Source organism: Streptomyces lasalocidi, assembly GCF_005280215.1.
Taxonomy (GTDB): domain Bacteria; phylum Actinomycetota; class Actinomycetes; order Streptomycetales; family Streptomycetaceae; genus Streptomyces; species Streptomyces longwoodensis.
In genome coordinates this window covers 2737378-2759185 of record NZ_SZNQ01000001.1, presented here as the reverse complement: position 1 = coordinate 2759185, position 21808 = coordinate 2737378, and the positions used below count along the sequence as shown (strand labels likewise).

Sequence of the window (21808 nt, the reverse complement as noted above, 5' to 3'; positions counted from 1 at the left end):
CCGCCGGGGGAGCCTCTTCGTCGTCGTGGGCGGGGCGGTGGAGGCCGCTCCACCGCCCCGTCGGGCGCGGTGGACTACCGCGGGGTGACCGCCGGGTCGCGGTCCTGCTCGCCGCCGTCCGTGACCTGCCGCGGACTCCGCCTCGACAGGCCCTCCTTGACGAAGGCGATGACGAGGACGACCGCGGCCACGAGCAGCGACAGCAGCACCGTCTCGCGGCCGTCGTGCTCGGTGTCGGTGAGCATGTAGCCGAGGACGAAGACGATCAGCGCGGCCGTCGCCCAGGTCAGGTACGGGTACAGCCACATCTTCACGACGAGCTTCTCCGGGGCCTCGGCCTGGATGATCCGGCGCATCCGCAGCTGCGAGAAGCAGATGACGAGCCACACGAACAGGGCCACCGCGCCACTGGAGTTGACCAGGAAGAGGAAGACCGAGTCCGGGAACTTGTAGTTGAAGAAGACGGCCACGAAACCGAAGACGACGGACACGACGATCGCGGCCATCGGCACACCGCGCGTGGTGGTCCGGGCGAACGCCTTGGGCGCGTCGCCGCGCTCACCGAGCGAGAAGGCCATCCGGGAGGCCGTGTAGAGGCCGGAGTTCAGACAGGACAGCACCGAGGTCAGCACGATGAAGTTCATGATCTGACCGGCGTGCGCGATGCCGAGGGAGTCCAGGGCGGCGACGTAGGAGCCCTTGTCCTTGATCGACGGGTCGTTCCACGGCAGCAGGCAGATCACCACCAGGATCGAGCCCAGGTAGAACACGGCGATGCGCCAGATGATGCTGTTGGTGGACTTGGTGACGGCCCGCTGCGGGTCCTCGGACTCGCCGGCGGCCAGCGTGGCGATCTCGCTGCCCATGAAGGAGAAGACGACCAGCAGCACACCGGTGAGGATGGCGCCGGGCCCGTGGGGCAGGAAGCCGCCGTGGTCGGTGAGGTTGGACACGCCCGCCTTGTCGCTGTCGACGCCGGGCAGCACGCCGAAGATCGCGAGGGCGCCGACGACGATGAACGCGCCGATCGCGACGACCTTGATGCCGGCGAACCAGAACTCGAACTCGCCGTAGGAGCCGACGGACACGAGGTTGGTGGCGGTCAGCACCACCATGACGATCAGCGCCCAGCCCCACTGGGGCACGGCGGGGATCCAGCCCTCCAGGATCGTGGCACCGGCGGTCGCCTCGACGGCCAGCACGACCACCCAGAAGAACCAGTAGAGCCAGCCGATGGAGAAGCCGGCCCAGCGGCCGAGCGCGCGGTCGGCGTGGGCGGAGAACGACCCGGAGGTCGGGTTGGCGGCCGACATCTCGCCCAGCATGCGCATCACCAGCACCACGAGCGTGCCGACGAGGGCGTAGGACAGCAGGATGCCGGGACCGGTGGTGGCGATGCCGGAGCTGGACCCCACGAAGAGTCCGGCGCCGATGACACCACCGATGGCGATCATCGTCAGATGGCGGTTCTTGAGTCCGGCCTGGAGTCCGGAACCGGGTTCCCCGGATCCGTGCGGGCCTCCGTGGCCGCTTCCGGCCTTCGACAGGGTCGGCTGCGAAGTCATGGACGGATTTCCTTTGCGCCGCTTGAGGGGGTTCCTCGTACGAGCGGTGTACGAGTCGGTCCAGTGAATCGGAGGTGTACGGATCTGGAAACCTTTGATTCCGGATCGTTATTTGAGGTTTCCCTGAGGTTCTGTAGTCTGAGTCACAGGCTGTACGTCGGCCACCCCACGCTGCTGCCCCCTGGCCCCCGTGTCACACTGCACCCATGCGCGTGTATCTCGGCTCGGACCATGCGGGCTACGAACTCAAGAACCACCTCGTCGACTGGCTCAAGGCGGCCGGCCACGACCCGGTCGACTGCGGCCCCCACGTCTACGACGCCCAGGACGACTACCCGCCCTTCTGCCTGCGCGCCGCGGAGCGGACCGCCGCGGACCCGGACTCCCTCGGCATCGTGATCGGCGGCTCCGGCAACGGCGAGCAGATCGCCGCGAACAAGGTCAAGGGCGTCCGCGCCGCCCTCGCCTGGAGCGAGGAGACGGCGTCCCTGGGCCGCCAGCACAACAACGCCAACGTCGTGGCCGTGGGCGCCCGCATGCACAGCACGGAGGAGGCGACGAAGTTCGTCGAGACCTTCCTCGGCACCCCGTTCTCGGGCGACGAGCGCCACGTCCGCCGCATCGACATGCTGGCGTCCTACGAGACGACGGGCGACCTGCCCCCGATCCCGGCGCACCACCCCCAGCAGTAGCGGCCGGCAGGCGCGCGGGGGCGGACCGGAACGGGACGGAAGGACAGGATCAGCGTGCCGGAGGGGCACACCATTCACCGGCTGGCCGAGGACTACGCCGCCCACCTCACGGGCGACGTCACCGCGACCAGCCCGCAGGGCAAGTTCTCCGACGCCGCCGCCCTGATCACCGGCACGCCCCTCGCCACCACCGAGGCCCACGGCAAGCACCTCTTCCTGGGCTTCACCCCCGACACCTGGGTCCACATCCACCTCGGCCTCTTCGGCAAGGTCGCCCTCGGCCCCGCCCCCGCGCCCCCGCCCACCGACACCATCCGGCTGCGCCTGACCACGGACACCGGCTTCGCCGACCTGCGCGGCCCCACCATCTGCGCCCTCGTCACGGACGACGAGAAGCGGGCGGTCCACGCGCGCCTCGGCCCGGACCCCCTGCGCCCGGACGCCGACCCCTCCCTCGCCTGGGCGCGCATACGCCGCAGCCGCACCACCGTCGCCGCCCTGCTGATGGACCAGAAGGTCATCGCCGGCGTCGGCAACGTCTACCGCGCGGAGGTCCTCTTCCGCCACCGCATCGACCCCTACCGCCCGGGCCGCGACATCACCGCCGCCGAGTGGGACGCGCTCTGGACCGACCTGGTCGCCCTGATGCGCGAGGGCGTCCGCACCAACCGCATCGACACCGTCCGCCCGGAACACACCCCCGAGGCCATGGGCCGCCCGCCCCGCGTGGACGACCACGGCGGCGAGGTCTACGTGTACCGCCGCGCGGACCGCCCGTGCCACCTGTGCGGCACCCCCGTCCGCACCGCCGACCTCGCGGCCCGCAACCTCTTCTGGTGCCCCACCTGCCAGACACCCTGACGCGGGTCCCGGGAAGAACCCGTCAGAACCCGTGCGGCAGCCACGGCGCCACCGTGCTGCCGAAGCCCACGGAGGCCTCGGCGAGCGCCCCGCCGCGCAGCTCCCGCACCCGCCCGGCCGCCGCGAGCGACGCCAGCGACACCCCGCCGAGGTACGCCGCACCCAACTCCCGTACCGACAGGGCGAGGTCCGCCGCGTCCGTCGTACGGTCGCAGCTCGCGCCCTTGGTGTCGCCGCTGAGCCGCCAACGCCCGGCGTTCCACGGGCAGAAGTCGTCCGTCACCTCCAGCACGACGTCCACCGGCGCCTGGTACGTCCGCGCCTGGAGCGCCGCCCCGACGTCCACCGGCCGCACGTACAGCGAGTCGCGCACCTGCAGCCCGCACCGCCGTACGTCCGACACCAGGTGCTGCCAGTCCTCGTCGAGCGGCCGCCCGCGCGTCTTCAGCGACGACGTGAGGTCCAGGTCGAACAGGAACCGCCACAGCGCCGCCCGCGCCGCCGGGTCCACCCCGGCCAGGTCCTTGAGCAGCACCTGCCCCTCGGCCCCGGACGGCGTCCAGTCCGGCCGCACCCGGTAGCGCGCGAACCCGACCGTCTCCCCGTCCCGCTGCGCCAGCACGCACTGCAACGGCGACGCCCCGCCCCGCTCGCTCTCCGGGTCCAGCAGCCCCACCCGCTCCCAGCCGGGCCGCCGCGCCAGCATCCCGGGCCGCTCCGGCACCGTCCGCGCGTACACCGCCTCGCACGCCGCGAGCGCGTCACCGGGCGCCGCGTACCGCAGCCGTACGTCCTCGGTGCCGGGCGGCGGGGACAGCCGTACCCGCGCCGTGTCGATCTCCGCGCTCACCGCGAACGTCGCGGCGCCGTACCCGAACCGGCCGTAGATCGCCGGCTCGGACGCCGTGAGCACCGCCAGCGGCTCGCCCCAGGACCGTACGTCCTCCAGCTGCCGGCGCATCATCGACGTCAGCACCCCGCGCCGCCGGTGCGTCGCGGCCACGCTCACCATCGTCACGCCCGCGGCCGGCACCGACGCCCCGCCCGGCACGGTCAGCCGGAACGAGAACGCCCCGGCCGTCCCCACGCACGCGTCCCCGTCCCACACCCCGAGCGACCGGTCGAGCTCGGTCAGCGCCCGCCACGTCGCGCGCTCCTCCGGCGCCTCCGCGACCCCGCCGAACGCCCGCAGCAGCGTGTCGTACCAGCCGTCCCACTCGTCCCGCCGCAGCACCCGGAGGTCGCCCGCGAAGCCACCACGCCCGCTCATGTCACCGTCTCCTCGGTCGGTCCCCCGGTCACCATGGGTCCATCCGTACCAGGGCCGCGCGGGCCCGGGCGAGGCAATTTCCCCGACCCCGGGGCGCGAGCGCTTTCCGTGCAGTTCACTGGAGTCCGCTGTGGAGGCGGGCCCCGGACGGGGGACAAGTGGGACCTCCCGTGCCAAGCAGCGGGTTCGATGGATAGGGTCCCGAACTGATGGCAGCAGGACGAGGGCGGCGCGCGGAAGCCGAGACGGTCACGGCCCGGTTGAAGCACTTGATGCACCGGGTCCGCACCGGCGTGCGCAAAAGCGCCGTCGACTACTTCCGCGGCGACGGCTCCGACTGGATCGCCCTGGCCGGCCTGCTGCTCACCGTCCCGCTCATCGCCGCCGGCACCCTCGCCGCCCCGGTCTGGTGCTCCCCGGCCGCGCTCGTCCTGCCCATCGTCGCCGGCGGCCTCCTGCTGCGCCCGGCCAGCCTGCTCGGCCTGTACGCGGCGGCGGCCACCGCCCTGATCGTGGAGTCGGTGCGGCTCGGCCCGTACACCGAGGGCGGCGCCTCCCGGGTCACCCCCGGCGTGGTCCTCGTGGTCGCGGCATGCGGTTTCTTCGGCCTGCTGATCGCCCAGTTCCGCAGCCGCGTCGGCGTGCCCTGGCGGCGCGGCGGCACCATGCTCTTCGACCTGCGCGAACGCATCCGCGTCCAGAGCAAGCTGCCGAAGCTGCCCAAGGGCTGGCACCAGGAGATGGCGCTGCGCCCGGCCGGCGGCCAGTCCTTCTCCGGCGACTTCGTGGTCGCGGCCCGCACCAACGGCGGCCGCACCCTCGAAGTCGTCCTCACCGACGTCTCCGGCAAGGGCATGGACGCCGGCTCCCGGGCCCTGCTGCTGTCCGGCGCGTTCGGCGGCCTGCTGGGCTCCCTGCCCCCGCACGCCTTCCTCCCCGCCGCCAACGGCTACCTGCTGCGCCAGGACTGGGACGAGGGCTTCGCCACCTCCATCCACCTCGTCCTCGACCTCGACTCCGGCGACTACGAGCTGTACTCCGCGGGCCACCCGCCGGGCCTCCAGCTCAGCGCGGGCAGCGGCCGCTGGGAGGAGAAGGCCGCCGAGGGCCCGCTGCTCGGGGTGTACGAGGGCGCCCAGTTCGACCCGGTCAAGGGGTCGCTGCGCGCCGGCGACGTGCTGATGCTGTTCACCGACGGCCTCGTCGAGACCGCCGAGCGCGACATCGCCGAGGGCATCGACCGCCTCACCGGCGAGGCCGACCGCTACGTCGCCGGCGGCTTCCAGGGCGCCGCCTGGCACCTGATCGAAGCGGTCGCCAAGGACGTCAACGACGACCGGGCCCTGCTCCTCATCTGCCGCGAGGGCGCCACGGCCCTGTCCGGGCCCCGCTGACGCCGCGCGGCAATCGTCCTCCTGTGTCCCGTTGCGCGTCCCCATGACACGGTCATGGAACTGTCCCATGCACGTAACTAGGGCCGGATCCTGATTGCGACGGCAATCGGACACTTGCTACAGATGGGATGCGTACAGATGTGGCAGACAGACCCCAACGGGGGAGGGCGGGTTCGGTATGAAGTTCGACATGGGTGCGCAGACGTTGTCGACCCTGATGCGTGATTCGCGTGGGTCGAGTGACGATCTCGGTTCGTTGATCCGGCAGTTGGTGCAGGCGGCGCAGCCGTTGGAGGGCAAGTTCAACGGCAACGGCCGGGTGATGTTCGACCAGTTCAAGGCGCGTGCGGATGAGATCGCGAGTGAGCTGAACGGTTCGCTGTCGGCGATCCTGGGTGGTCAGTCGGGGATGGAGTCGGCGTTCAGCACGGGTGACCAGGAGCAGGGTGACAACGCGCGGCAGCAGATGTCGGCGGCCAACTTCGACGCGGCCCGCTTCGGCGCCCGCTGAGCTCCAACTCAAGTACCAGTACGTAGCGTTGATTTCCACGGGGAGTGATCTGTGATGGCGGGTGCGGGTTCGGATCGTCGTTCGTACGACGTGGGTGCGTCGACGGATGCGCAGGGGAACATCCAGAGTGTGATCGCGCGTCTGGAGGAGGTCATCGGTCAGCGTGACCGTCAGGTGAAGGCGGCGATGGCGGACTTCACGGCGGATGGTGTGGCGGATGAGTACCACGGCAAGGAGCAGCGCTGGAACCGTGCGTCGACCGAGGTGAAGAACATCATCGGCCTGTTGAAGTCGACGCTGGAGCAGAACGACGGTACGGCGCAGTCGACGCTGTCGCGGGCGAAGTCCGCGGTCGACAACATCGGCTGACGCGGGCGCGACGGCCCGTGGGGCGGCGAGTCCTCGAGCTCGCCCCTGACCTTGACTGACGTAGACGTACGGGGGTTGCAGTGCCCGGCTGGGATCTGAAGCCGCAGGGTATTTCGGGTGTGCTGAAGACGACGGGGGAGACGGCGTCGCATCTGCAGAAGCATGCGACGGCGTTCGGTGAGCATCTGACGTCGGCGGCATCGAGTGCGGGGACGATTTCCGCGGATGCGCCGTCGGGTGGTGAGCAGGCGCAGGGCGGTCTGGTGGCGCTGGCTCTGTCGCAGTACGCGGAGCGGGCGTCGAAGGACTTGTCGTTCGTGGCGGCGCGTGCGGGCAAGTCGTTGCAGGGTGTGGTGGACGCGACGACGGCGTACCTGAACGGCGACGAGGAGATGGCGCTGGAGGCGCAGCGCAACACGCTGAAGGCGCCGAAGCTGGACGCGCCGGGAGTGGGCAAGGCGTGATCAATCCGGAGGAGATCCCGCAGTACACCGGCAAGCCGGGACAGTTCGAAGTGGCCTACACGGCGCTGAAGAAGGACGCCGGGAACATCCGGGACACGGGCAAGGACGTCCACACCCAGTTCCAGGGGCTGTCGGCGTTCTACAAGGCGCCCGAGGCGGAGCAGTTGTTCGCGACGACGAAGCCGGTGCAGGACCGGGCGGAGGATTTCGCCACGGATCTGGAGACGGTGTCGGGCGCGTTGTCGTCGTACGCGACGGAGATCCGTCCGCTGGTCGCGAAGCTGGCGGAGCTGAAGACGAAGGCGCAGACGTTCGTCGCCTCGGTGAAGGACGACGACGACTGGGAGTACGACGAGGACAAGGTCGGCGAGCACAACCAGTTGCGTGATGACATCACGGCGACGGTGGCTGCTTTTTGGGCGGCGGAGCGGACGTGCCACAACAAGATCACCGCGATCTGGAACGGCACGCAGATGGTGGCGGGGGACGGTTCGGAGCGTAAGGACCAGTACGGGTTCAACGCGGAGGACTTGAAGAACGCGAAGCTTCCCTGGGGTGACCCGGTGGAGGAGAAGCACCACTGGTACGAGGTCGGCCACTGGGTGAAGTCCTTCGTGTGGGACGGGCTGATCGTGGACGGGGTGTGGGGCACGATCAAGGGCCTGGGCACCCTGGTGGGCTTCGGCGGCTGGGACGCGATGGGCCAGGCGTGGAAGGGCCTGGCGCAGTTGGCGACCGGCTTGGTGATCACGTCGATGCCGGGTGTGGGCACGGCGTTCTGGCTGCTTCCCGACGACAAGTTGCCGTCCTGGCTTCGTGATTCGCGTACGGCGATGAAGGAGACGGGCAAGGCGCTGGTGGCGTGGGACGAGTGGGGCAAGAACCCCGGCCGCGCAGCGGGCGCCGTCACCTTCAACGTCCTGACGACGGTGTTCACGGGCGGTGCGGGCGGTGCAGCGGCGGGCGCGGGCAAGGCCGGCGCGGTGGCGAAGGTCCTCTCGGTGGCGGGCAAGGCGGGCAAGGTCATCGACCCGATGACGTACATCGCCAAGGGCGCAGGCGCGGGCCTGTCGAAGATCGGGGACATCACCAAGGCGCTGAAGGGCGTCGGGAACATCGAGATCCCGAAGCTGCCGGAGACGGCCATCCATCTGCCGGAGGGGACGTCGGTCCTGCCGGACGGGACGGTGCACCTGCCGGAGGGTGCGGCGGTGCCGGCGGGGCTGCACGAGTTGCCCGGTGGCGGGTTCAAGGTGCCCGACGACGTGCCGGTGGTGCACGAGGACGCGCTGCCGGTGAAGGCGGAGGGCGGCGAGCCGACCCTGTACGCCGACGGCCACGGCAACATCGTGGACGGCCAGGGCAAGATCAAGCTCGACGTGCACAAGCCCGGCCCCCCGGAGCCGGCGCACGGAGCGGGCGGCTCGGACAGCACAGGTCCGGCGGGGTCGGACGTGCCGCGCGTGGACTCCCCGGCGAAGGTCCCGGCGATGGCGGGCGCGGCCCCGCACACGGTGGACGCGGGCACGCACATCAACCTGGGCGACAGCCTGGGGGACGTGGGCCGGGTCGGCGAGGACGTACCGGTGACGCCGGGGGTCCACGCGGGCGGAGACCTCCCGAACGTGCACGCGGGCGGCGACCTGCCGGGCGCGCAGGTGGGCGACCACCTGCCGGGTACCCACGCGGGCGGCGATCTGCCGGGCGGCAGCGCGTCCCACGCACCGGGGGGTTCGGCGGATCACCTGCCGGGCGGCTCGGCGGACCACTTGCCAGGTGGCTCGGCCCACGAGCACGGTGCCGGTCCGTCGGCGAGCCACGAGCCGCCGAGCACCCACCCGGGCGGTCATGGCGACGGCACCGGTCAGGGTCCCAACGGCCACTCGGCCGACGGTGCTCATGACGGCTCGGGAGCAGGTCACCACGACGGCACCACGCACGGGCACGCCGACACCGACGGCGCCGGCACGGGCCATGGCGACGACGCGTCGGGCCACGGCCACGGGAGCGACGCCTCCGGCGGTCACACGGACGACGGCGGTGCCGCCCCGCAAGATCATGCCGACCACAGCGGTCACGGCGATCACGGTGGGCACGACCCGGTCGAGCGGGACGTACGCGTGCCCAGGGGTTCGGCCGTGGAGGACGCGGCGCGGCGGTCCGCGGACCCGATCCAGCTCGGGGACGAGCCGCTGCCGGCTCCGTCCGCGGGCGAGAACTCCCTCGGCCAGGTGCCGGAGAGCCGGGTCACGCGCGACGCGGACGGCCTGATCACGCAGGTCGACGGCCGCAACTTCGAGCACTTCCTGAAGGACCTCTCCTTCCAGCGCGGTGAGGCGTTCCGCCAGGCGAAGGAGATGGGCACGCTGTCGCGCAGGCAGGTCGGGGCGTGTGCCGGCCAGGTCATGGACCTGCGCACCGGGCACATCGTCGAGGCCATCAACGGCAAGTCCGACAACATCATCCCGCCGGACCGCGTCCACCCGACGCTCGCCGCGAACTTCGACGCCCTCCCCGACCCCGTCCCCGGTTACGACCACCCGCTGGGCCATGCCGAGGTGAAGGCGGTCAACGAGCTGCTCTGGGAGCGCACGAAGCAGGGGCTGCCCGACGGTCCTTCGGCCTTGGGCGAGCTGCGTGCGGCGGTCGAATTCCCCTACACGCCGCACATGCAGACGCAGCTGCCCGGACGACCGGCGCCTTTCTGCGTCAACTGCCACCATATGCTGAAGGACGTGGACAGCCTCCACGGCAGGTTCACTGGGAAAGACGCCGACGACAGCAATTGGATTCCGTGATGGCCGAGCCGACCCGTATTGACATCGACGACCCCGAAGTCGATATGGACCCCATGCAGCGCTTGCTGTACCGGGGCGAGCTGTTCACGGGCGAAGTCGTGGAACACCTGGGTGACGCGCTGGTCAGCCTCGAGTGCTACGAGGAGGGCGTGCGGCACGGTCCGAACAAGGAGTGGTACAAGGACGGCACGCTGCGCTCAGAGGGCACGTCGCGCAACGGCCGCCCGGTCGGCGTCTCCCGCGAGTGGCACCCCAACGGCACGCTCGCACACGAGCGGGTGTTCGCCGACGACGGGCTGACCATGCTGGCGGACAGCGAATGGGACGAGGAAGGCCGACCGACGCGGGCGTGGCGCAGGGAGCAGTAGGAGCGGCACACCTGAATGGAAGCCACGACCACTGTCGCACGCTGGACCTGGGGCCGTGACCTCGAAGGTGCCCCCGCCGTCGAGAGCGGCGTGGGTGCGTGTCTGCGAGAACTCCTCACGGCCCACCAGGTCTTGCGCAGTCACCGGCTCATGGTGGGCACCCCGCGGATGTCCGTTTCCGTACACGAAGCCGGCAAGAAGAACACCTACCTCTTCCGGGACGAGACCCAGCCCACGGTCGCTGATTCACCCGTCGAAGCCGCGCAAGAGGTGGCTCGACGCGTGCACGAGGCCATGAGTTCCGGCGAGATCGGGTCCGTGTACGCGCACATCGACAGTCCTGGCGATGTTCTCCTCGGGGATGACTTCCGGAGGGAACCGGGCCTCTTCCTCCTGGGGGGATCGGCTTTGCTGGGCTATGTCGGCGTGGACCTGGCGACCCGGACGGACTTCTGGCTGCCTCATGACCTCAAGGGCAGGGCGCAGCCCGACGTCTACGCCGCGAATGCGCCTCGCTTGTCAGCAGCCCTGCGTGACCTCTCGGAGGCACTGGACTCGGATACGGATCCCGACGACCCGACCTGTTTCGCCAAGCCCAACGAGACGGGCGCCGAGAACTACTTCGACGAGGGCGGCAACGCGCAGGACGTGTGGGACAGTTTCGAACGCCACCCGGTGCGCGGGAGGGCGTGGTGACCGAGCGCACTCGTACCGATAGCGAGACCAGTTGATGGAAAAGGGGACCTCTCGGGGCGGAGCAGCATGTCCCTGTTGATGCGTGCGCCGCGGGCGTGCGCCTCCTGGTTCTGGGACCTTGAGGACTACGCGCCACCGGCGCTCCGGTCGGCGCTGACCGTCGCCGCACGGATGTCCGCGGTCCTGCGCAAGCACGATCTGTTGCAGCCCACGACGCTTGAGTGGCACTGGCTCGTGCCCGCCCTGGGTGGCGCCGTCGGGAAGTCCAGCGTCGGTCTCCTGCGCCCGCTGGACGACGACTGGACAGTCCGGAGGGTCTAAGAACTACGCCCCGTCGCTTTCCCGGAGGCGGAGACGAGCGGCTTCCACGTGCTGAGCACCGGTGAGTGGTCCGACGCGGACGGCGCCCGACACCGCGAGGAGCGCCTGGTCGAACTGACCGTCTCCGCCGAGCCGCTCGGCCTCTCGGCCGATGTCGCCGTGTTCCACGACGTCTGGGGCCCGTTCGACTTCCGGGGATCTCCGCACCCGGCGGCGCACCGGCACAACGCCCCGCGCCTGGCTGCCGCGTTGAGGGAGCTGGAGACACTGCTGGGCGTGCCGGCCGAGCCCGGAGACGCGAGTGCTGGACTCTGAGGCCATCCTTCAGACTCCGCCCCTTGTGTCCCCCATGACTTGGTCACGGGTTTGTGGTGCCTCTGTGACGGCGTGGGGTACCCGATTGCACAGGCAATCCCTCTGTTGATAGGGATGAGTCTGCGTGTAGTGCGCTGTGACGTGAGAGCAGTGACCCAGTGACCTGGACGGGGGCCTTCATGAAGTTCGACATGGGTGCGCAGACGTTGTCGACCCTGATGCGTGATTCGCGGGGTTCGAGTGACGATCTCGGTTCGTTGATCCGGCAGTTGGTGCAGGCGGCGCAGCCGCTGGAGGGCAAGTTCAACGGCAACGGCCGGGTGATGTTCGACCAGTTCAAGGCGCGTGCGGATGAGATCGCGAGTGAGCTGAACGGTTCCCTGTCGGCGATCCTGGGTGGTCAGTCGGGGATGGAGTCGGCGTTCAGCACGGGTGACCAGGAGCAGGGTGACAACGCGCGGCAGCAGATGTCGGCGGCCAACTTCGACGCGGCCCGCTTCGGCGCCCGCTGACCTTCCGACGCGGTCGTTCCGGTCGGGTTCTTTCCTTTTCTTCTCACGGGGAGTGGTTCGTGATGGCGGGTGCGGGTTCGGATCGTCGTTCGTACGACGTGGGTGCGTCGACGGATGCGCAGGGGAACATCCAGAGTGTGATCGCGCGTCTGGAGGAGGTCATCGGTCAGCGTGACCGTCAGGTGAAGGCGGCGATGGCGGACTTCACGGCGGATGGTGTGGCGGATGAGTACCACGGCAAGGAGCAGCGCTGGAACCGTGCGTCGACCGAGGTGAAGAACATCATCGGGTTGTTGAAGTCGACGTTGGAGCAGAACGACGGTACGGCGCAGTCCACGCTGTCGCGAGCGAAGTCCGCGGTCGACAACATCGGCTGAACGCCGCCGAGGAGGCGGCGAGTTGGGTGACGTACGAGGACGACGGGGGTGACTTCCGGTGCCGGGCTGGGATCTGAAGCCGCAGGGTATTTCGGGTGTGCTGAAGACGACGGGGGAGACGGCGTCGCATCTGCAGAAGCATGCGACGGCGTTCGGTGAGCATCTGACGTCGGCGGCATCGAGTGCGGGGACGATTTCCGCGGACGCGCCGTCGGGTGGTGAGCAGGCGCAGGGCGGGTTGGTGGCGCTGGCTCTGTCGCAGTATGCGGAGCGGGCGTCGAAGGACTTGTCGTTCGTGGCGGCGCGTGCGGGCAAGTCGTTGCAGGGTGTGGTGGACGCGACGACGGCTTACCTGAACGGTGACGAGGAGATGGCGCTGGAGGCGCAGCGCAACACGCTGAAGGCGCCGAAGCTGGACGCGCCGGGAGTGGGCAAGGCGTGATCAATCCCGAGGAGATCCCGCAGTACACCGGTGATCTGGCGCAGTTGGAGCTGGATCACGCGGCGTTGAAGAAGGACGCCGGGAACGTCCGCGACACGGGCAAGGACGTCCACTCCCAGTTCCAGGGGCTGTCGGCGTTCTACAAGGCGCCCGAGGCGGAGCAGTTGTTCGCCACCACCAAGCCGGTCCAGGACCGCGCCGACGACTTCGCCACCCACCTGGAGACCGTCTCCGGCGCGCTGTCGTCCTACGCCACCGAGATCCGTCCCCTGGTCTCCAAGCTGAAAGAGCTCAAGACCAAGGCGCAGACGTTCGTCGCCTCGGTGAAGGACGACGACGACTGGGAGTACGACGGCGGCAAGGTCGGCGAGCACAACCAGATCCGCGATGACATCACGGCGACGGTGGCTGCTTTTTGGGCGGCGGAGCGTACGTGCCACAACAAGATCACCGCGATCTGGAACGGCACCCAGATGGTGGCGGGGGACGGCTCTGACCGTAAGGACCAGTACGGGTTCAACGCGGAGGACTTGAAGAACGCGAAGCTTCCCTGGGGTGACCCGGTGGAGGAGAAGCACCACTGGTACGAGGTCGGCCACTGGGTGAAGTCCTTTGTCTGGGACGGGCTGATCGTGGACGGGGTGTGGGGCACGATCAAGGGCCTGGGCACCCTGGTGGGCTTCGGCGGCTGGGACGCGATGGGGCAGGCGTGGAAGGGCCTCGCGCAACTCGCCACCGGTCTCGCCCTGGCGTCGATCCCCGGTGTCGGTACGGCCTTCTGGCTGCTTCCCGACGACAAGTTGCCGTCGTGGATCCGTGATTCGCGTAAAGCGATGAAGGAGACGGGCAAGGCGCTGGTGGCGTGGGACGAGTGGGGGAAGAACCCCGGCCGCGCGGCGGGCGCCGTCACCTTCAACGTCCTGACGACGGTGTTCACGGGCGGTGCGGGCGGTGCCGCGGCGGGTGCGGGCAAGGCCGGCGCGGTGGCGAAGGTGTTGTCGGTGGCGGGCAAGGCGGGCAAGGTCATCGACCCGATGACGTACATCGCCAAGGGCGCAGGCGCGGGCCTGTCGAAGATCGGGGACATCGCGAAGGGCCTCAAGGGGATCGGCAAGATCGAGGTCCCGACGCTCCCGGACGGCTCGGTCCACCTTCCCGACGGCCGGCTCCTGGAGCCGAACGGCAACCTCGTCTCGCCCGACGGCACCATCGACACGACGCCGGTCCCGCACGAGACGGCCCCGGCGTCGTACCAGACGCCCTCCGGCCTTCCCGAGCACTGGACCACCCAGACCCCCGACACGCCGGCCTACGCGGGCGTTCCGCACTCGGCCGACAACGCGGCGTACGCAGGAGCCGGGCACTCGGCCGACAACTCGGCGTACACGGGCGCCGGTCATACGGCGGACGGCACGTCCCACACCGGTGCCGCACACACGGGGGACAGCGGCGCCCACGCCCCCGTCGCGCACGCGCCGTCCGACGGCGTCCACGGCGGCATCCCGCAGTCGACCCCCGCGGCCACCGCGAGCCACGGCGCCTCCACCGGCGCCCACGCGACCAGCGACGGCATCCACGGCGGCGTGCCCCACTCCACCGGCGGCGGTGGGACGTACACCGGCGGAGCGCCCGTGTCCCACGGCATCCAGGGCGGGATCCCGCACAGCACGGGCGACGCGGTCTCGGCGGGCGCGCACTCCGGTACGACGCCGTCGGCCTGGTACCACGACACCCCGGCCGGCGGCGCGACCCACGACGTCCCGACGACCACCCCGCACGAGACCCCGACGACCACCCCGCACACGGACGGCCACACCCCGGACACCCCGCACCCCACGGGCCACGACGCCCCCGACAGCCACCCGCACGACACCCCCAATGGTCACCCGCAGGACGGTGCCGGCCACCACGACGGTGCCGGTCACCACGGCGACGACGCGTCGCACGGCGGCGACCACACGGACGCCGGTGACCACGCGGGCCTCGGCGACGACGGCGTGGACGCTGCTGCTCACCACGATGCCGACGTTCCTGCCGTGCCGGGACACGGGGACGCGGACGTACCGGGACACGGCGCGCCCGAGGAGCCGTTCGAGTACAAGCCGCTCGTCTCCGACACGGAATGGGACCGGCTCACGCCCGCGGAACAGCACCGGGTGGCCTATGCCGAGGTCTCGGACGGGACCAGGTCCTTCCCCGCGGACACGGACGCCATCAAGTACGGGCAGACGTACTGGAACGACTACGCGGAGAACATGCCCGACGCCCGCCGCAAGGCCGTGTGGGACTACACGGACGAGCCGAACTACGGCCTTCCGGCGCCGCACGCCGACGGCTGGGCCACGTACAAAGAGATGAACGGCTTCCTGCGGGGCGACGCCTCGAAGTGGAGCACGTACGTGCAGCACAACATCGACGAGGTGGACGCGGCCCTCGCGGGCCACCCCGTCCCGGAGGACGTCATGGTGGTCCGCGGCACCGGCATCGGGCACCTGCAGTTGGACGACCCCCTCGAGATGCTGGGCAACACCTACACGGACAAGGCCTACATGTCGACGTCCCTGGGCGACCACCCGGTGTCCGCCTTCGCGGGCTCGGAGGCGATCCTCCACCTCAGGGTCCCGAAGGGCACTCCGGCCCTGTGGGTGGAGAAGGTCGGCAAGTTCGGCATGGGCGAGCGGGAGGTCCTGCTGGGCAGGGGGACGCAGTACCGGGTGACCCGCGTGTTCATGGAGAATGGGCAGGTCCAGGTGTACGGCGAAGTGCTGCCCAGGTAGCGAGGAGAGGAAGAACGACCATGAGCCGGGAGCGGAACGTCCAGCCCCGCCTGACCGAGCCTCTTCAGTTCGAGGAAGTGGCGGGCCCGGCCCGTTACTCCCGTACCACGGACAAGCCGGTCCAGTACGTGACCGTCGCCAATGGTCAGGGGACGGTCCTCGGGTACGTGTGGGCGAACGACGAGGACGACGCCGCGGGCTGGAAGGTGCGGAAGGCGGGCGGCGACGAGGCCTTCAACCGCGGAGCCCTCTACGTCTCCCGGCTGCGGGACGCCAAGGCCCGGGGCATCAGTCCCTCGGCTGCCCTGGCGGAACTCCTCCGGGACTCCGACCCCGCCAATCCCAGCCACGTCGTCCCCGGGTCCCTCACCCAGGCCCCGAGCCTCCAGGCCGTGAAGGAACTGGCCGAGGAGAGCTGACGGGACGCGGACGCCGCCATGAGGAGCGGACGAACGGTCAATCCGCGCCTTGCCGCGAACCTGCCGTTCACGGAGGTGGACGCTCCTCCGGCGTACTGCCGGCAGACCGGCGGGCCCGTCGCGTACCTGGCTGTCGCCGACGCGGCGGGCACCGTGATCGGGTACGTGTGGGCCAACGACGGCGACGACGCGGCCGGCTGGGTGGTGCCGCCGGGACTTCCGCCGCGCGCGGTGAACGCCGGAGCGTCGTGGCTGCGGGCGCTGCGCAGCGGCAAGGCCCGGGAGCTCGCCCCCGCGGCGCTGCTCGCCGAGCTGGCGCGCGGCGCGAACGACAGCAAGCTGAGCCACGTCGTCCCCGGCTCCCTCACCGGGGCCCCGTCCCTCGCCGCCCTCCAGGAACGAGCCGTCGGTGACTGAGCCCGCCCGGAAATCCGCGCGCCGTGACGAGGACGTGCACTTCAACTCCGTGGGGGAGGGACCCCCCAGGTACCGCACCCGGACCGACAAGCTGGTCCGTTACCTCACCGTGGTCGACAAGACGGGCGGCGCCGTCCTCGGCTACGTATGGGGGTGCGACGAGGACGACGCTGCTGCGTGGGTTCCCCGCAGCGACGCCGGGGGCCGTGCCCTCGCCGAAGGAGGACATTGGCACACCCGGCTGCAGGACGCCAAGGGACGGGGCATTCCGCCATCTCAGGCGCTCGCGGAGCTGTCGTCCTCGGAGAGTAACCGGGGGCGCGTCCTGCCCGGCTCGCTCACCGACGCCCCGAACTCCGACGCCGTCAAGGCCTTGGCCGCGAGCGGCTCCTGACCGCGTTCGGCCGAGTCGCCCCGGGCGGGGCAACGGCGTTGCCGAAGAACCCGGTTGACGTCCCCCCGGTCCACCACGATATGCATGGCCGTCCGGAAGCCGTCATCCACGGAGAGTCACTCACCCATGGCCACCCCGCCCCAGGGCAACCCGTACGCCGCTGCTCCCCAGGCCGGCGGTCCCCACCCGTATGCCCAGCAGGGCGGTTACCCCCAGGCACCCGCCGTCCCGCCCCAGCAGCCGACCGGCAACCCGTACGCCGCCAACCCCGGTGGGCCCTACGGACACCCTGGCACCCCCTACGCCCCCGCACCACCCCAGACCCACCCCGGCCAGCCCTACGCCCACCCCGGCCACCCGGGCTATCAAGGCCACCCCGCCCACCCCCAACCCCTCGCCTCCGCGTGCAGGTTCTGTGGAGGTTCCCCCGCCGTGCCCGTCACCTTCCGGGCCCACCGTGGGCTGTTGGTCGTCATGACCTTCCGGAAGCTGGACGGGCCGATGTGCGGGACGTGCGGTGTGGCCGTGTACCGGGCGCTCACCACGGAGACCCTCTGGCAGGGCTGGTGGAGTCCCTTCTCGCTGTTCCTGTTCACCCCGTTCACGCTGATCCACAACCTCGTGGTCTCGCGCAAGGTGAAGAAGCTCCAGCCCCCGGCGCCGGGGCAGCACGGGCGGCAGGTCGACCCGGGCGCCCCCGTGCACCGCAGGCCCCTCGCCTACGTCGGCCTCGTCCCGGTCCTGTGGCTCCTGTTCATGATCGTCTCCGGGCTGACGGGCTGACGGGCTGACGCGGAACCCCTGACCCACGGGTCGGCCGACGGAGCACCCACGGCTCCCGCCCGCCCCCGGATCCGCACCCCGGGTGTACTCCCCGCCCTCCCGTGCCTTATGTTGCACGGGCAAAGTAAGGGGGAGCTTGCATGCCGCAGTACGGGCACGGGCACGATGGAAGGCGCGCGTCGTGAGCCTGGGTCTCGCCGAGGTCGAGGCCCTCGCGCTCGCCGCGCACGCCGGGCAGACGGACAAGGCGGGCCGGCCGTACGCCGAGCACCTGCGGGCCGTCGCCGAGGGCGTCCGCGCCCGGGGCGGCGGTGACGAACTCGTCGCCGCGGCCTGGTTGCACGACGCCGTGGAGGACGGCGCACTGAGCGAGGACTGGCTGCGCACCGCCGACCTCGACCGGCGCACCAAGGACGTCGTCCGCGCGGTGACCAAGCAGCCCGGCGAGGCACCACAGGCGTACGCGCGGCGGATCCTCGCCACCCCGGGCGCCCGGCTGGTCAAGGCGGCGGACCTCGCGCACAACGCCGACCCGGACCGGCTCGCCGTCCTCGACGAGGCCACCGCGCGGCGCCTGGAGCGGAAGTACAGCGCCATGAGGCAGTACTTGGGCCTCACCTCGGACGACTGACCGACACCGGCCGGAACCGACCGACCGGCACCGACCGACCGCACCGGCGGACGACACCAGACGACACCAGTACGGGACGACGACTGAATGGCACGGGACTACGACAGCCAACTGCTCGAGTCGGTCGCGGTACGCCGGCGGCGGATGCGCGACGCGCTGCTGTTCGGCACCCAGCGCGGCCGCCGCACCCTGGACGAGCGGCTCGGCAAGGTGTTCGCGGGCATCGCGATCGCGGCCGTGCTGTGCGCCGGCTGCGTCGGCTGGTCCTTCCTCCAGGCCACCCTGGCCAAGCAGAAGGCCGAGCAGGACAAGCAGCGGCAGCAGCAGGAGCAGTTGTACAACCCCTCCGGCAGCAGCCCCTCGGGCAGCCCCTCCGGCAGCCCTTCCGGCAGCGCGAGTGGGGAGAAGCGGTGAGGACAACCGACGTGGGTGACGGGATCACCTCGAACAGGGCCCGTGGCCGAAATGACGCGATGATAGGTTCCGGTGAGTGGTGAGCACTGCAACGACGTCTCGGACCCAGCTGAGCCGAGTCACCCTGATCGGTGAGCGGCGGCGCGCCGACCTCGTCCTGCCGTCGGACACGCCGATCGGTCAACTGCTCCCGGACATACTGCGGTTGCTCGACGACCGGGTCGCTACCCGGCCCACCACGCGGCAACTGGTCACCTCCGACGGCTCGGTGCTGCCGAACGACGCCACGCTGTCCTCGGCCGAGGTCGCCGACGGCGCCGTCCTCCAGCTCGTGCGGGCGCACGCCGCGCCCCCCGCGCCGGTCGTGCACGACGTCACCGACCAGGTCGCCGACGACCTCGACCTGCGTGCCTGGCGCTGGCGTCCGGCCGCGCGCCGGGTCAGCGCCGGGGTCGCCACCGTCGTGTTCGCCGTGGCCGCGGCGGTGCTGGCACGGCACGAGTTCGCGCTGGAGTCCGTCGCCACCGCGCTGCTGGCGGCCACCGTGGTCTTCCTGCTGGCCGGCGCCGTCGTGGCGAAGGTCGGCGAGGGCAACCTGGGGCTCGCCACCGCGCTGCTGTTCGCCGCCGGCGGGCTCGGCCTGCTCGCCGCGTGGACCGCCGCCGACGCCTACGACTGGTCCGGCGAGGCCCGGCTGGCCGGCGTCGTCGGCGCGCTGGTGCTCACGCTGGTCCTGCTCGCCTACTTCTCACCGCTCGGCCGGGGCGGGCTCATCGGTGCCGTCGCCGCCGTCGCCGTGGCCCTCGTCTGGGAGGCCGTCGCCGCCCTTCAGGACCGTCCCGACCGGCTCGGTGCCGTGATGGCCGTGTTCTCCGTGGTGCTGCTCGGCCTGCTGCCGCGGCTCGCGCTGATGGCCTCCGGGCTCACCGGCCTCGACGACCGGCGCTCCTCGGGCGTCTCCGTCAGCCGTCACCAGGTCTCCAACGCGCTCGCCGCCACCCACCGCGGACTCGCCCTGGCCACCGTGGTCGCGGCCGCCTCGGCCGCCGCCGGCGGCTGGCTGCTGACGACCGCCGACGAGCCGACCGTGTGGACGGTGGTCCTCGCCTCGCTCACCGCCGTGGTGCTGCTGTCGCGGGCCCGCGCGTTCCCGCTGGTCGCGGAGGTCGTGGCGCTGTTCGGCGCGGCGGCCGTGCTCGTCGTGCGCCTCGCGGTGCTGTGGCTTGACCACTCCGGCGGGGCCGGTGCGCTGGCCCTGCTGGCGGCGGCCGCGGTGCTGCCGCTGCTGGTCCTCGCGATCGAACCGCCCGAGCACGTGCGGGTACGGCTGCGCAGGCTGGCCGATCTCATCGAGTCCTTCGGCGTGATCGGGCTGTTCCCGCTGGCCGTCGGCGTGTTCGGCATCTACGGGCAGTTGCTCGACAAGTTCTGAGTTCCGAGGGACGACGCGGCGGTGCTCCGGGGGAGGCCGACGCAAGGGGAGAAGGGCGACATGCCGAGCGGTGAGAACTGGCAGAACGACGTGCTGCGCGACCTGAGGGCCGGCGCGGCACCCCAGCAGGCCGCGTCACAGCAGCCCCCGTCGCAGCAGGCCGCGTCACAGCAGCCGGCGGCCCAGCAGCCCCCGTCGCAGCAGGCTGCCGCACAGCAGCCCGCGCCCGACGGGGACGCCCCCGCACCCCGGCCCCCGGCCCACCCCGGCGTGCCCGCGCAGAACGCCCCGGGCCCGGACCGTCCCGACCCGTCCCCCCAGCCCGGGCCCGGCTACGGCTACCCCCAGCAGCAGTCCTCGTACGGCTACCCCCAGCAGCCCGCCCCCGCCTACGGCTACCCGCAGCAGCCGTACGGCGACCAGGGCGCCCCGCCCGCCTCCCCGGGCCCGCAGCAGCCCCACGACGGCGGCCAGGGCGCCGCCCCAGCCGCTCCCTACGCCCAGCAGCCCTACCCCCGGAACCCCGGGCACCAGCCCGCCCCGACCCCCCCGCCGGCCCAGCACACCGCCCCGCCCCCCCAGCCGCACGCACAGCCGCAGCCCCCCGCTCGGGGCGCCGGCGCCGGTGCCGCCGCGGCCGCCGGCCGCCGGGGCTCCGTGCCCGACACCCGCCCCGTCCTGGACAAGCGGCTCTCCGCCGCCGCGCTGAAGCCGCGCCGCGGCGAGCCGTTCGCCGCCCGGGCCCTGCGCGCGGTGCGCCGTACCGTGTCGTCGTCCGCCGCGCGCGAGGTCGCCGGGGCCACCGCGACCGCCGAGGTGCTGCAGCGGCCCGTCACCACCGGGCGGCAGATCGCGGTCACCTCCATCCGCGGCGGCTCCGGCAAGACCACCGTCGCCGCGCTGCTCGGCGCCACCTACGCGCACTACCGGCAGGACCCGGTGCTGATCGTCGAGGCCGACCCGGCGCTCGGCTCGCTGCCGGTGCGGCTCGGCGCGGAGAGCCTGCGCTGGACCACCGGTGACCTCGCCGCCCTCGTCGAACCCCAGATGTCGTTGCTGGACATCACCGGCTACCTCGTGCAACTCCCGGAGAACGCCTGGCTCTTGCCCGGCAGCCAGGGACAGGTGGGCGCGATGCTCGACACCCGCGGCTACGAGCGGGTGATGGTGTCGCTGCGCCGCTACTTCGGCGTGACCGTCGTCGACTGCGAGACGCTGCCCGCCGAAGTGGCCCGTACCGCGCTGTCCGCCGCGCAGGCCCGGGTGCTGACCGTGCCCGCCACCCTGGAGGGCATCGCCAGCACCCGCTCGGTGCTGGAGTGGATGCGCGGCCTGCCCCGGGACATCACCACCTCGACCGTCGTCGTCCTCACCGAGACCGTCCCGCACCCCGGACTCGACCTGGACAAGGCGGCCGAGCAGCTCAAGGCGACCGGGGCGAGCGTGCTGACGCTGCCCTACGACCGGCACCTCGCGGCCGGCGGCGCCATCCGCACCGACCTGCTCGCCCGCGCCACCCGGCAGGCCGTGACCCGGCTCGCCGCGGACGTCTTCGAACTGTCCCAGAAGCGCCGTTGAGCGCCCTC

General features: G+C 71.3%; 25 protein-coding genes. 23 read left to right on the top strand and 2 right to left on the bottom strand.

All coding sequences use genetic code 11. From position 1 onward, the window contains the following. Positions 1–74: 74 nt before the first annotated feature. Positions 75–1565 carry an amino acid permease gene (locus E4U91_RS12240; RefSeq protein ID WP_241678569.1) on the bottom strand — a complete coding sequence of 497 codons (1491 nt, stop codon included), beginning with the start codon at positions 1563–1565 and terminating at the stop codon, positions 75–77. 206 nt (positions 1566–1771) lie between these two features. Between E4U91_RS12240 and E4U91_RS12235 the strand changes: the two genes are divergently transcribed. Together E4U91_RS12235 and E4U91_RS12230 are read left to right on the top strand one after the other, a co-directional pair. Next, complete coding sequence (locus E4U91_RS12235; protein ID WP_067236545.1) at positions 1772–2257, top strand: ribose-5-phosphate isomerase; 486 nt, start codon at positions 1772–1774, stop codon at positions 2255–2257. Positions 2258–2311: 54 nt separating this feature from the next. Beyond that, complete coding sequence (locus tag E4U91_RS12230) at positions 2312–3118, top strand: Fpg/Nei family DNA glycosylase (RefSeq protein ID WP_137306879.1); 807 nt, start codon at positions 2312–2314, stop codon at positions 3116–3118. A 22-nt stretch (positions 3119–3140) separates the two neighbouring features. Here E4U91_RS12230 and E4U91_RS12225 read toward each other — a convergent pair whose 3' ends face one another. After that, complete coding sequence (locus E4U91_RS12225) at positions 3141–4388, bottom strand: GNAT family N-acetyltransferase (protein WP_137306878.1); 1248 nt, start codon at positions 4386–4388, stop codon at positions 3141–3143. Positions 4389–4597: 209 nt separating this feature from the next. Between E4U91_RS12225 and E4U91_RS12220 the strand changes: the two genes are divergently transcribed. The 21 genes from E4U91_RS12220 (at position 4598) to E4U91_RS38950 (ending at position 21800) form a co-directional block, all read left to right on the top strand. Continuing rightward, a complete protein-coding gene (locus E4U91_RS12220) occupies positions 4598–5782 on the top strand; it encodes a PP2C family protein-serine/threonine phosphatase (protein WP_137306877.1) in 1185 nt (394 codons plus the stop codon). Positions 5783–5960: 178 nt separating this feature from the next. Next, positions 5961–6293, top strand: a complete 333-nt coding sequence (locus tag E4U91_RS12215) for a hypothetical protein (RefSeq protein WP_067241078.1) — start codon at positions 5961–5963, stop codon at positions 6291–6293. A 54-nt stretch (positions 6294–6347) separates the two neighbouring features. Then, the gene (locus E4U91_RS12210) at positions 6348–6662 is read left to right on the top strand and encodes a pore-forming ESAT-6 family protein (RefSeq protein WP_137310785.1); all 315 of its coding nucleotides are present in this window, start codon (positions 6348–6350) and stop codon (positions 6660–6662) included. 119 nt (positions 6663–6781) lie between these two features. Beyond that, positions 6782–7126 (top strand): DUF6507 family protein, encoded by a 345-nt coding sequence (locus tag E4U91_RS12205; RefSeq protein WP_137306871.1) that lies wholly within the window; start codon positions 6782–6784, stop codon positions 7124–7126. Beyond that, a complete protein-coding gene (locus E4U91_RS12200) occupies positions 7123–9924 on the top strand; it encodes a YwqJ-related putative deaminase (protein ID WP_137306876.1) in 2802 nt (933 codons plus the stop codon). The genes E4U91_RS12205 and E4U91_RS12200 overlap by 4 nt, the downstream gene beginning before the upstream one ends. Then, positions 9924–10292, top strand: a complete 369-nt coding sequence (locus tag E4U91_RS12195; protein ID WP_137306875.1) for a toxin-antitoxin system YwqK family antitoxin — start codon at positions 9924–9926, stop codon at positions 10290–10292. The genes E4U91_RS12200 and E4U91_RS12195 overlap by 1 nt, the downstream gene beginning before the upstream one ends. 15 nt (positions 10293–10307) lie before the next feature. Further along, on the top strand, positions 10308–10988 hold the full coding sequence (locus E4U91_RS12190; RefSeq protein WP_137306874.1) for a hypothetical protein: 681 nt from the start codon (positions 10308–10310) through the stop codon (positions 10986–10988). Positions 10989–11054: 66 nt separating this feature from the next. Then, complete coding sequence (locus E4U91_RS12185; RefSeq protein ID WP_137306873.1) at positions 11055–11309, top strand: hypothetical protein; 255 nt, start codon at positions 11055–11057, stop codon at positions 11307–11309. Between the two features lie 48 nt (positions 11310–11357). Continuing rightward, positions 11358–11624: a hypothetical protein gene (locus E4U91_RS12180; protein WP_137306872.1), complete on the top strand. Its 267-nt coding sequence runs from the start codon at positions 11358–11360 to the stop codon at positions 11622–11624. Between the two features lie 179 nt (positions 11625–11803). Next, the gene (locus E4U91_RS12175; RefSeq protein WP_067241078.1) at positions 11804–12136 is read left to right on the top strand and encodes a hypothetical protein; all 333 of its coding nucleotides are present in this window, start codon (positions 11804–11806) and stop codon (positions 12134–12136) included. 62 nt (positions 12137–12198) lie between these two features. Then, on the top strand, positions 12199–12513 hold the full coding sequence (locus tag E4U91_RS12170; protein WP_137310785.1) for a pore-forming ESAT-6 family protein: 315 nt from the start codon (positions 12199–12201) through the stop codon (positions 12511–12513). Between the two features lie 97 nt (positions 12514–12610). Continuing rightward, the gene (locus E4U91_RS12165; RefSeq protein WP_137306871.1) at positions 12611–12955 is read left to right on the top strand and encodes a DUF6507 family protein; all 345 of its coding nucleotides are present in this window, start codon (positions 12611–12613) and stop codon (positions 12953–12955) included. Next, the gene (locus E4U91_RS12160; RefSeq protein WP_137306870.1) at positions 12952–15732 is read left to right on the top strand and encodes an ADP-ribosyltransferase; all 2781 of its coding nucleotides are present in this window, start codon (positions 12952–12954) and stop codon (positions 15730–15732) included. Before E4U91_RS12165 ends, E4U91_RS12160 begins: the two co-directional genes overlap by 4 nt. Before the next feature lie 20 nt (positions 15733–15752). Next, a complete protein-coding gene (locus E4U91_RS12155; RefSeq protein WP_137306869.1) occupies positions 15753–16151 on the top strand; it encodes a hypothetical protein in 399 nt (132 codons plus the stop codon). Positions 16152–16169: 18 nt separating this feature from the next. Next, positions 16170–16568, top strand: coding sequence for a hypothetical protein (locus tag E4U91_RS12150; RefSeq protein WP_137306868.1), 399 nt, complete (start codon positions 16170–16172; stop codon positions 16566–16568). Next, complete coding sequence (locus E4U91_RS12145) at positions 16561–16962, top strand: hypothetical protein (RefSeq protein ID WP_137306867.1); 402 nt, start codon at positions 16561–16563, stop codon at positions 16960–16962. Before E4U91_RS12150 ends, E4U91_RS12145 begins: the two co-directional genes overlap by 8 nt. A gap of 126 nt (positions 16963–17088) precedes the next feature. After that, entirely contained in the window at positions 17089–17745 is a 657-nt protein-coding gene (locus tag E4U91_RS38955; protein WP_241678568.1) for a hypothetical protein, read from the top strand. Positions 17746–17926: 181 nt separating this feature from the next. Next, complete coding sequence (locus E4U91_RS12135) at positions 17927–18376, top strand: HD domain-containing protein (protein WP_137306866.1); 450 nt, start codon at positions 17927–17929, stop codon at positions 18374–18376. Between the two features lie 87 nt (positions 18377–18463). Continuing rightward, positions 18464–18790, top strand: coding sequence for a hypothetical protein (locus tag E4U91_RS12130; protein WP_137306865.1), 327 nt, complete (start codon positions 18464–18466; stop codon positions 18788–18790). A 76-nt stretch (positions 18791–18866) separates the two neighbouring features. After that, the gene (gene eccD / locus E4U91_RS12125) at positions 18867–20222 is read left to right on the top strand and encodes a type VII secretion integral membrane protein EccD (RefSeq protein ID WP_137306864.1); all 1356 of its coding nucleotides are present in this window, start codon (positions 18867–18869) and stop codon (positions 20220–20222) included. 60 nt (positions 20223–20282) lie between these two features. Continuing rightward, positions 20283–21800: a nucleotide-binding protein gene (locus tag E4U91_RS38950; RefSeq protein ID WP_137306863.1), complete on the top strand. Its 1518-nt coding sequence runs from the start codon at positions 20283–20285 to the stop codon at positions 21798–21800. The last annotated feature ends 8 nt before the right edge of the window (positions 21801–21808 follow it).